This window comes from Actinomadura geliboluensis (assembly GCF_005889745.1).
Lineage (GTDB): Bacteria > Actinomycetota > Actinomycetes > Streptosporangiales > Streptosporangiaceae > Spirillospora > Spirillospora geliboluensis.
The window spans coordinates 1-9,186 of record NZ_VCKZ01000368.1 but is presented as its reverse complement, the minus strand read 5'-3'; the positions used below and the strand labels follow the sequence as shown (position 1 = coordinate 9,186).

The window sequence follows — 9,186 nt, the reverse complement described above, 5'->3', positions numbered from 1 at the left end:
GTCGCGGACCTGGGCGGGGTGGAGCCGTTCGTCGGGGTTCTTGCGCAGTAGGCCGTTGAGGGCTTGGGCGAGTGGGCCGCCGCACCTGGGTGTGGGTGGTTGCCGGGTGGCGATCGCGACGAAGACGGCGCCGTGGCTGGGGCCGTCGAACGGTCGGCGGCCTTCGACCGCCGCGTACAGGGTGGCGGCCAGGGACCACAGGTCCGAGGCCGGGGTGACCGGCTTGCCCTCCACCTGTTCGGGCGACATGTAGGCGGGCGTGCCCAGCACCATGCCCGAACGGGTGATGGTGGCATCGCCCTCCAGCGCGGCGATGCCGAAGTCGGTCAGCAGGACCCGGTCACCTTCCAGGAGCACGTTGGCGGGCTTGACGTCCCGGTGGACCACGCCCTGGGCGTGCGCGGCCGACAAAGCGTCCAGCATCGCCAACCCGATCACCGCGACCTCACGTGGCGGAAGCGCTCCCTGCTCGGCCAGCACGTCCCCGAGGGACCGGCCCTCGATGAGTTCCATCACGATCCAGGGACGGCCGTCATCGCCCGTCACCCGGTCATAGACGGTGACGATGCCAGGGTGCCGCAGCCGCGCGGCGGCGCGAGCCTCACGGTCCATCCGCGCGTACCAGTCAAGCCGTTCTTGATCGGTGACCTGGTCGGGAACCAGAAGCTCCTTGACGGCGACCTCACGGTCCAGTTCGAGGTCACGCGCCCGCCACACCGACCCCATCCCGCCCTGGCCGATCCGGCCGAGCCTGCGGTACCGACCCGCCAGCACCCCGTCACCGTCCCAGCTCATGATCAGAACTTATCGATGCGGAGCTTTGGGAAGAAGACGAACCAGGCAACTGCCAGAGGGGTGCACGGCCGCGATGATCAGCTCACAGGTCTCCTCGCCCACACCCAACTGCCGTTCGGTAACCCACTTTTGAAGCTCTCCGGAACGCGGCAGGCCGCTTAACGCCGCGCGCCGGTAGCCAGCCGATCAGGGTTCATCGCCACACTCGCCGTTACCCAGGCCCGGTGTTGCACGTCCACTCACGCCGCCGGTCGAATGCGCGACTGCGCTCTTAAACCCATCCACAGGCCACCCGCCGCGCTCGGGCGGGCCGGCGAGCGGAACGTCAGTGCCCATCACACGATCGGCTGAAGCCTCATCAGTTCGAGCCGGACGGTGCCCGGCTCAGGTCCACGACGCAGAATCGGTTTCCGTCCGGGTCGGCGAGAACGACGAAGTCCGGATCCGGCGGGTAGAGGTCCCAGTCGACTCTTGTCGCTCCGAGGCCGATCAGACGCTCGACCTCGGTCTCCTGCTCATCTGTGGTGTCCACGAACAGGTCGAGGTGCAAACGGGGATGGGCCTCCACAGGCGACTCGCTGCGCATGAGCCCCAAGGCCCGGCCCGATCCGTCCGCGTGGTTCAGCGTCCTCCAGCCCGGGTTCTCCCACTCCGATACGGCAACAAGGTCCAGCGCCGCCGTCCAGAAGGCCACGGCACGGGGAATGTCGGTCACGCCGATCACCGGAAATCCGAGTCTGAGCACGGAACCGAGTCTAGAAGAACCGAGCGCCGTCCCATCGGGCCCGTCACCGAACGCGCGCTCATGCCGCAGATTGGGGAGGCCCCTCCAATGGGATAAGCGAACGCCGACACCGGAATCGGCGTCAGTAGCGGTTGTTCCCGCGTGGCGTGGTCACGATGGTTCGGGCGCGTTCGGGGGTGACCAGGTCTCGCAGTATCGGGTCGGTGAGCAGTACGACCGGCGCGATGCGCCACAGGGAGTCTGAGTGCCAGCGGGGCAGCGCGGCCTCAATGACGCTCCAGGCACGGTCGGTGGCTCCGGCGTGGACGAGCGTCCGGGCTCGGTGCAGCGCCTCCTGGAAGTCGGGCGGTTCTGGTAGCGGTGTTGGCACGAATGTGTCGATCCGCTCGATCTCCTCCTCGGTCAGGATCCCGGCGAAGAGCTGAAGGTGTGGGGCGACCGACAATCCTGCTCGGGCCGAGCGGTACAGGAACAGCGGCACGGCCTCGGCGCGCACCTGTTCCAGCCCGATCTCCTCGACCACGTGTGGGTGGGCGAGGATGCCATTGCGGATCTCGTGGTGCGCATGGGTCAGATCAAGGAAGGCATTCAGGATGACGGCTAGGTAGGCGCCGGAACCCGAGCCCTTGGTGGCGGCTTGCGCGAAAGCGTCCGCAGCGGCGCGGACCTCACCCTGCAAGGCCCGTTCGCGGCCCTCGGCCACCAACTCGTCGGCACCATCGGGGTGAACCGGACGGCCATCGCGCCCAGTGAGGTCTTCGAAAGATGCGCGTTCGGCATCCACCAACGCGGCGAACGAGTCGTGTCGCTTACCAAAACCGGGATACCAACTGGCCCAGACGTAAGCCGCCCATTCGCCGGCCGCCGACACATCATCGGGGTCGAGCAGCCAGTACTGGGCGTCGCCGTCACCAGAGACCAGCAACGCGCGGTCGGCGAGCGCGGTCTCCTCAAGCGTACCGTTCTCGCGGAGGATCTCCCACAATTCGGCATCGGCATCACGGAGCCAGCCGACCTCGCCGCTGGTGCGCATCGTCCACATGAACGGGCTGATGTGGAGCCACCCGTCAGACACTGCAAGGAATGACCGATAGCTCTGCGGCAGGCGAACACCCAGACGCTCCTCCAGCGCAGCGAGTTGGTCTTCGCCAGCGCCGTCGAAGCCCAGCCAGCCGGCGGACCGCTGCAGATCACCGACCTCGTGAAGTTCATCCCCGGGAACGACCCGCAACACCTCGGCGCTGTACTCGGCGAGGTACCGGCGCCACTGCTCGACAGTACGAGCGCCATCAGTAGATGCCATGCCGTATCCACTCCAGGTCGAGGGCCGAGGTCCCTCGCCCGAGGCCCAACACCACCATTCGGGCATCAGTTATATCCCCGACACGTTCAGGCGTGCCCAGAAACCGAACAGACCGGACGCCTCCAGCCACGTCCGCTCATGCCGCGATGGGCGGGGGGTTGGCTTTGGTGTCAGCGCCAGCCGAGTTCGGGTGCCACGTGAGTCAGGATGTTCTCCAGGACGTGGGCGTTGTAGTCCACGCCGAGCTGGTTGGGAACCGTGAGGAGCAGCGTGTCGGCGGCCTGAATGGCCTCGTCGTTGGCGAGTTGCTTGACCAGCACGTCCGGCTCGGCCGCGTACGAACGTCCGAAGATCGCCCTGGTCTTCTCGTCGATCATTCCGATGTGGTCGCCCGAGTCGGCGTTCCGGCCGAAGTAGGCGCGATCCAGGTCGCTGGTCAGCGCGAAGATGCTGCGGCTGACCGACACGCGCGGCCGGCGTCGGTGTCCGGCGTCCTTCCACGCCTGCCGGTAGGCCTCGATCTGCTTGCGCTGCTGGACGTGCAGCGGCTCGCCGGTCTCGTCGTCCTTGAGCGTGGAGCTTTGCAGGTTCATGCCCAGCTTGGCCGCCCACACGCTGGTGGCGTTGGAGCCCGAGCCCCACCAGATGCGGTCGCGCAGGCCCTCGGAATGCGGCTCGACGCGCAGCAGCCCGGGCGGATTGGGGAACATCGGCCGCGGATTCGGCTCGGCGAAACCTCTGCCCTGCAGCACCGTGAGCAGTACCTCGGTGTGCTTGCGCGCCATGTCGGCATCGGAGTCGCCCTCGGACGGCTCGTAACCGAAGTACCGCCACCCGTCGATGACCTGTTCCGGCGATCCCCGGCTGATGCCCAGTTGGAGCCGCCCACCGGAGATCAGGTCGGCGGCCCCGGCGTCCTCGGCGAAGTACATCGGGTTCTCGTAACGCATGTCGATCACACCGGTGCCGATCTCGATGCGCGAGGTCTTCGCGCCGATCGCGGACAGCAGCGGGAAGGGCGATGCCAACTGCCTGGCGAAATGGTGCACCCGGAAATAGGCGCCGTCGGCGCCGAGTTCCTCCGCGGCCACGGCGAGATCGACCGATTGCAGGAGAGCGTCCGCCGCCGACCGTGTCCGCGAGCCCGCGCTGTCACTCCAGTGACCGAACGAGAGAAAACCGATCTTCTTCACACCGACCTCAACCACCTCAGCGCCTACGAGATTCCAGCGACGGCCGCCCACATGGCCATACCACGGTCACGGACCGTCACACATCGACGATCTTGGTTGTCGTTTCCTCTTGCGTGGGATCACAGCCCACGGCGCTCCTCATTCGTGGGCTCGCTGCGGTTGAGCGAGCGGCAGGAGCGGATGCGGGCGCCGGTCGCGCGGTGCGGGGTCGGCAGCGTCTCAGTCCGGCGCAGGCTCGTGGTTCCCGCAGGAACGATGATCGAGCGCTGGTAGATCACCGCGAAGTCGGTGTCGAAGGCGTCGACCACGCAGCGGACGGTGTCGTCCTTGAGCTTGCCCACCGCATAGGTGATCTGGACGGCGTCGTCGCTGTGCACCCGCCACGCGACGGTCTCCGACTGGATCCCTGGCCGCGAACTGTAGTTGGCCGGGAACAACGACCACAGCAGCGCGAGCGGAACCACGAACGCGGCGACGACGATCGCGCCGACCGGACCGAGACCACGCCGGCGGCGGCCGGAATGCGGCAGCTCGGAACTCATGGGCATAACGACGGTTCTCCTGGATGGTGCGGGCCGTTTTGATCATTCTCCGGGCGCTTTCCCGGACGGCCGCACCGGGGTCCTCCACCGAGGCGCGCCGCAGGTGGCGGCTCGGACATCAGCGCCGGTTCCGCCTCACGGCGCTTCGCCCCGCAGTTCCTCTTCGGTGGGAACGGGTCCACCGCCCTCGGGGATCCAGCGGCCCGAGTCACGCCACTTGACCGCTTCGTGGAAGCCGTGGGCGGCGGCGAACTCCTGGAACCAGCGGCCTTCGGGCGAATGCCGGGTGATGCCGTCGAAGAGCGTCGCCAGGATCTGGGTGCCGTGCAGGCCCATGTTGTCGTAGGCCTGGTTGATCATCAGCTTCTGCATGGCGAGCTGGTTGACCGGGACGCCCGCCATCCGGTCGGCGAGCTCCTCCACGCGGGCCTGCAGGCCGTCCGCGGGCACCGCCTCCAGGACCAGCCCCCACTCGGCGGCGGTGCGGCCGTCGATCGTGTCGCCGGTCAGCAGCATGCGCTTGGCGCGCTCGGCCCCGAGCCGGTAGACCCACATGGCGGTGGTGGGGCAGCCCCAGACCCGGGCCGGCATGTAGCCGATGCGGGCGTCCTCGGCCATCACCACCAGATCGCACGACAGCGCGATGTCGCTGCCGCCAGCGACGGCGAAGCCGTGCACCTGGGCGATGGTGGGCTTGAGGGAGCGCCATAGGGAGAAGTAGTCGTCGGTGAACTCCTTCATCACCGCATAGTCCTTGATCGGGTCCCAAACGGGGTCGCCGTCGCCCGAGCCCTGCGTGCCCTGGCCGTCCTCGGCGGAGATCTTCAGGTCGTAGCCGCTGCAGAACGCCCGTCCCGCGCCGCGCAGCACGATCACATGGACCCGCGGGTCGGTGTTGGCGCGCTTCACCGCCGCGGCCAGGTCGCCGGGCATGTGGAAGTCGATCGCGTTCAGCCGGTCGGGCCGGTTGAGCGTCAGGTACGCCTTGCGGTCCGCGACCTCGTACAGGACCGTCGACGGCCGTTCTTCGTTCATCGTTCCTCCTCCTGGGGGCCGGGGGCCGCAAGCAGCGGCCGGACGACCTCGACCCACTGCTCCAGCAGCGCGTCGCGGTCGGCGTCCTCGCGGTAGAGGACGTCGGAGATGGCCATGCCGCGCAGCAGTTGCACGGTCAGCTCGGCGACCAGCGGATATCCGGGCATCCCGGTGACCTCCGGGCCGAGGATCTCGCCGACCACCCGGAACAGGTCCCGGCGCGCCGCGCCCTCGGCCCGCCGCAGCACCTGCCGCAGGCGTGGATTGGTCCGGGCCACCGCCCACAGTTCCAGCTCCGCACCGAACGACGGCCGCCGCAGCACCGCTCGCAGGATCCGCGCCCCTCGCAGCAGCGCGTCCCCCGACGCCGACGCCGCGGCGAGTTCCTCCCGCACTGCGTCCTCATTGCGCTGCACCAGACGGCCGACCGCCGCCCCGAACAGCTCCTCATGAGTGGCGAAATGGTGCAGCAGCGCGCCCCGGCTCACTCCCGCCCGCCGCTGCACCTCGACGGTCGTGGTCGCCGCGGCGCCCGCCTCGACCAGCGACTCGACCGCCGCTTCCACGATCCGAGCCCGCGTCGCGGCCCGCTGCTCCTCGCGCTTGGACATCCCTCTCCAATTCACAGTCACCTCCGACTGCGAAACGCACGGTCTCACAGTCAGAGCTGACTGTAAAGGGGTGGGCCTGAGCCTGGGCTAGCGGTCGGAGAAGGGCTCCGGAACATCACGAGGGCGAGCTGGTTGGGCGCCGACCCGTCGGCGCGGCCAAGTCGGCAGCCATCGGGCGCCGCGTCGGGATGCCACTTCCGTCAGACCCCGATCAAGACCCAGCCGATGACACACTCATCCCCCCAATCTGGACTCTTCGCCATCAAGCGCAGCAGTGCCTAACGAACAACCCCCCAGGACTTCGATATCTTGCCCGTCCCGCCGCGGTCGCCCCGGCGGGACGGGCAGTGACGTCGATTCGTATGCCCTCACATAGGCCGGCACCTCAAACTCAAGGGGTCGGCGCATCGCCCTGCACGACCTCGATCCCGGAGGCGTCGTGCGGGACCACGGATCCCACTCTGTTCTGTGCTTTGTGGCCGTGTTGTCGGGAACCTGTCGCCGCTATGGTCTTGCCATCTGTTGAACCCTTTGGGGGAGCATGGCTCATGAGTTGAACGCCGTCCTCGGGAAGCGCGAAGTCCTGGAGAGGCTGGCGAGCGAGCACGGTGTGCCGGTGGTGGCGCTCAGCCATGGCTTCGCCTTGATACCCCTGACCTCAGAGGTCATCGTTCTGTTCGTCGGGGACGGCGGGACGGACGCCCCGGAGAGCAGTCTCGCCCTCCAGCGCCGCCTCGACGAGGTATTCCAGGATTGGTCGGCGCACGGTCCAGTCGTGCACGCCACCAACGACACCCACGGCGGCAGTCCGGGAGAACAGGCCACGCGGATCTGGCAGAGCGGCACGGTGGTCTTCGCCCAACGCGGTCACGCTTACAGCGGCCCGATCTCCATGGCGTTGCAGCGCCTGGGCGTCACCGGCGGACGGATCGGTCATGACGAGTTCGACATCGTGGGGTTGGGCCGTCATCGCAAGACAGCAGCTTGGCTCGAATCCCCTATACAGCGCGTATCCGGCCATGAACTGGGCCGGTCAAATGCAACACGAGAAGGAGGCGGGACCGGTTCGATGACGAACACGGCCGACAGACAGATTCCCCAGTACCTCGACCTTGTCGGAGCCGGATGGCACGACATCCTGATGCGGGCCCACGCCGAACTCCTCCAGGTGCTGCCGAATTACCAGGTCGCCCAGGTCAAGGAGAAGTGGGGCATGCTGGACATCAACCTGGGCGTCTACATCGACCCCGCCACCGGCGAAGTCGGCATCAACCGCGAACTCGGCGCCCGGGTCAGCGACATCCTGCAGGCGGCTCGCGACGAGTCCCGGCGCACCTGCGAAGTCTGCGGCGAGCCGGGCAGGGAGACCGACCGGGGATGGATCAAAACGCTCTGCCCCGACCACGGCGGGCAGGGCTAGAGCGCTACACGTACGCCTCATCAAACGCCGCCTTCTCCTCTATGTGCTCCCAAGGCCAAGGCAGCGGCGCATGACCGGCGGGTAGACATAGCGCCTGAACCCGACGATGCCAGCGATTCGGTTTGCTGGTTGAGAAGTTGATTGCCGCCACCGCCCGCGAGAGCCGCCGATCGGACACGTTCCGGTCGGCGGCTCTCGCGATGTGTGCCGACGCCCTACTGGTGGCCGCCAGCACGCCCAAGAAGACGGTCACCTTGGCGTCCAGCATCTTGGACATCTCGCTGACCTGGGTCTCGGAAATGCCCATCTGCTCCACCAACCCGTCAGCCGCCACTGCCCAACGAGGGTCCAAGCAAGAACCGGACGTCTGGAACCAGCGGCTCCACGACGGCCCCGGACGTACCTCTCAGCAAGCACTAACGGTGGCACCTGATCGATCGTGGAACCGACGGCCGTCGGCTTCGAGCGGATCAGGAGGTAAGCAGCCGGGAGCGCAGCGCTGCGACGGTGGCGTCGCTCAACTTCAGGCCGTTGCGGACGTAGTTGTCGAAGCTCCCGTAGGCCTGGTCGACCTCATGGAACGCCTCGTCCAGCCAAGCGGACTCCACGGCGTCCGACCGGCCGAGGTAGGTGTTGCTGGCCATGTAGTCCTGGTACACCGTCGCCTTCGGGACGCCGAGGATCGTCAGCAGCACCGCCGCGCCCCAGCCGGTCCGGTCCTTGCCCGCGGTGCAGTGGAACACCGTCGCGCCGGGGTTGGCCGCGATGGAGGTGAGCAGGTCGTGGTAGGCGCGGCTCGCACCGCTGAAGTCCACCATGAACGGATAGGCGATGGACTGGCCGAGGTTGGACGACCCGGTCACCAGCCCGATCAAGAACCCGTACAGCAGGCTGCCCAGCGCCGGATTGGCGAAGGAGATCCCGTGCGTGAGGTCCTCGACGTCGGCGACCTGGTAAGTGATCCCGGCAGGCAGTAGGTCGGGGTCCTCCGAACGTTCCTTGTAATTGCGCAGGTCCACGTCCAGGGTGATTCCGAGGCCGAGCAGCGTCTGCTGGTCGGCGGCCGACAGGTGGGCCAGGGAGTTGGAGCGGTAGACGACGCCGGTGCGGACGTGGTGGCCGTCGGCGGTCGCGTAGCCGCCGAGGTCGCGGAAGTTGGTGGCCGTGGCCAGCCGGGGCGCGGCGGCCAGGGTCGCCGTGGCCGGCGCCCGGTTCGGGGCCTCGGCGAGGGCGGGCGGTGCGGTCAGCGCGCCGGCCAGCAGGGCGGCGCCGAGCAGGGCTGCGGACGTACGGGGGGTGCGCATGACGCTCCTTGTCGGATGGCCCCGGCGGGGGGATGGACGTGACGCCCGTCATGATGCTGTCCGAGCGGGCGGGGATGAACTGGCAGGCTCTCAAATCTTCCCGGCGATCATTGAGCCTTTTTCATCCTCGGGTGACCTCGTAGTTCTGTAGGACAGCGATGGCCTTGACCAGGTGGCCGGCCTTGCAGGGACTGCAGCGGAGCTTGCGGAGTAGCTTCCATGACTTCAGTTGGGCGTT

Annotated in this window: 10 protein-coding genes and 1 pseudogene; 1 reads left to right on the top strand and 10 read right to left on the bottom strand. The window is 67.8% G+C overall.

The window, feature by feature from the left end:
- The 7 genes from ETD96_RS34965 to ETD96_RS34935 all read right to left on the bottom strand — a co-directional run.
- Nucleotides 1–795, bottom strand: a 795-nt coding sequence (locus tag ETD96_RS34965; RefSeq protein ID WP_138640756.1) for a serine/threonine-protein kinase, incomplete at its 3' end; no start/stop codon positions are given.
- A gap of 358 nt (nt 796–1,153) precedes the next feature.
- Entirely contained in the window at nt 1,154–1,540 is a 387-nt protein-coding gene (locus tag ETD96_RS34960; protein WP_138640755.1) for a VOC family protein, read from the bottom strand.
- A gap of 121 nt (nt 1,541–1,661) precedes the next feature.
- Nucleotides 1,662–2,843 (bottom strand): SMI1/KNR4 family protein, encoded by a 1,182-nt coding sequence (locus ETD96_RS34955; RefSeq protein WP_205719595.1) that lies wholly within the window; start codon nt 2,841–2,843, stop codon nt 1,662–1,664.
- A 170-nt stretch (nt 2,844–3,013) separates the two neighbouring features.
- The gene (locus ETD96_RS34950) at nt 3,014–4,036 is read right to left on the bottom strand and encodes an LLM class flavin-dependent oxidoreductase (RefSeq protein ID WP_138640757.1); all 1,023 of its coding nucleotides are present in this window, start codon (nt 4,034–4,036) and stop codon (nt 3,014–3,016) included.
- Between the two features lie 119 nt (nt 4,037–4,155).
- A complete protein-coding gene (locus tag ETD96_RS34945) occupies nt 4,156–4,578 on the bottom strand; it encodes a DUF4307 domain-containing protein (RefSeq protein WP_171069381.1) in 423 nt (140 codons plus the stop codon).
- A gap of 135 nt (nt 4,579–4,713) precedes the next feature.
- Nucleotides 4,714–5,613: a crotonase/enoyl-CoA hydratase family protein gene (locus ETD96_RS34940; protein WP_138640752.1), complete on the bottom strand. Its 900-nt coding sequence runs from the start codon at nt 5,611–5,613 to the stop codon at nt 4,714–4,716.
- On the bottom strand, nt 5,610–6,224 hold the full coding sequence (locus ETD96_RS34935; RefSeq protein ID WP_138640751.1) for a TetR/AcrR family transcriptional regulator: 615 nt from the start codon (nt 6,222–6,224) through the stop codon (nt 5,610–5,612). Before ETD96_RS34935 ends, ETD96_RS34940 begins: the two co-directional genes overlap by 4 nt.
- 541 nt (nt 6,225–6,765) lie before the next feature.
- On the opposite strand from ETD96_RS34935, the gene ETD96_RS34930 reads away from it, so the two are divergent.
- Nucleotides 6,766–7,644: a hypothetical protein gene (locus tag ETD96_RS34930; RefSeq protein WP_138640750.1), complete on the top strand. Its 879-nt coding sequence runs from the start codon at nt 6,766–6,768 to the stop codon at nt 7,642–7,644.
- 4 nt (nt 7,645–7,648) lie between these two features.
- Here ETD96_RS34930 and ETD96_RS34925 read toward each other — a convergent pair whose 3' ends face one another.
- The 3 genes and pseudogenes from ETD96_RS34925 to ETD96_RS34915 form a co-directional block, all read right to left on the bottom strand.
- Nucleotides 7,649–7,978, bottom strand: a complete 330-nt coding sequence (locus tag ETD96_RS34925; protein WP_171069380.1) for a hypothetical protein — start codon at nt 7,976–7,978, stop codon at nt 7,649–7,651.
- Nucleotides 7,979–8,114: 136 nt separating this feature from the next.
- Nucleotides 8,115–8,948: a tyrosine-protein phosphatase gene (locus ETD96_RS34920; protein ID WP_138640748.1), complete on the bottom strand. Its 834-nt coding sequence runs from the start codon at nt 8,946–8,948 to the stop codon at nt 8,115–8,117.
- A gap of 121 nt (nt 8,949–9,069) precedes the next feature.
- Nucleotides 9,070–9,186, bottom strand: a pseudogene (locus tag ETD96_RS34915) (IS5/IS1182 family transposase); the annotation flags it as partial.

Bases quoted from the DNA above. Each gene is read 5' to 3' on its own strand.
- ETD96_RS34955 (WP_205719595.1), bottom strand. From the start codon at position 2,843: ATGGCATCTACTGATGGCGCTCGTACTGTCGAGCAGTGGCGCCGGTAC.
- ETD96_RS34945 (WP_171069381.1), bottom strand. From the start codon at position 4,578: ATGAGTTCCGAGCTGCCGCATTCCGGCCGCCGCCGGCGTGGTCTCGGT.
- ETD96_RS34940 (WP_138640752.1), bottom strand. From the start codon at position 5,613: ATGAACGAAGAACGGCCGTCGACGGTCCTGTACGAGGTCGCGGACCGC.
- ETD96_RS34930 (WP_138640750.1), top strand. From the start codon at position 6,766: ATGGCTCATGAGTTGAACGCCGTCCTCGGGAAGCGCGAAGTCCTGGAG.
- ETD96_RS34935 (WP_138640751.1), bottom strand. From the start codon at position 6,224: ATGTCCAAGCGCGAGGAGCAGCGGGCCGCGACGCGGGCTCGGATCGTG.
- ETD96_RS34920 (WP_138640748.1), bottom strand. From the start codon at position 8,948: ATGCGCACCCCCCGTACGTCCGCAGCCCTGCTCGGCGCCGCCCTGCTG.